2 pseudogenes are annotated in these 278 nt (G+C 36.0%); both read left to right on the top strand.

Features of this window, described 5'->3' with window-relative positions:
* Positions 1–218: pseudogene (locus SB717_RS35375) on the top strand (indole-3-glycerol phosphate synthase TrpC); the annotation flags it as partial.
* A pseudogene (locus SB717_RS35370) lies at positions 215–278 on the top strand (phosphoribosylanthranilate isomerase); the annotation flags it as partial. The pseudogenes SB717_RS35375 and SB717_RS35370, both read left to right, overlap by 4 nt.

Below are 278 nucleotides of genomic sequence, written 5' to 3'. Positions count from 1 at the left end.
ATTTAAAAACGTTCGAAGTAGATTTAAGCCAAACTGAAAAGCTTGGAAAAAGATTGAATGAGGAGAAACTACTTTGGATTAGTGAAAGTGGCATTCATTCAAAAGAAGATATTATTCGTGTTAAAAGAGCTGGAGCCAAAGGTGTATTAGTTGGAGAGGCGCTTATGACATCATCTTCTATTAGTAGTTTTTTTGAAGATTGTAAGGTGAATATATGAAAGTGAAAATTTGCGGCATCACTGATGTGGAAACAGCGAAAAGTGCGTGCGAATATGGCG

This window comes from Priestia sp. SIMBA_032, assembly GCF_046535215.1.
In the GTDB taxonomy this organism is placed as follows: Bacteria; Bacillota; Bacilli; order Bacillales; family Bacillaceae_H; genus Priestia; species Priestia aryabhattai.
This window is presented reverse-complemented; position numbering and strand designations above follow the sequence as displayed.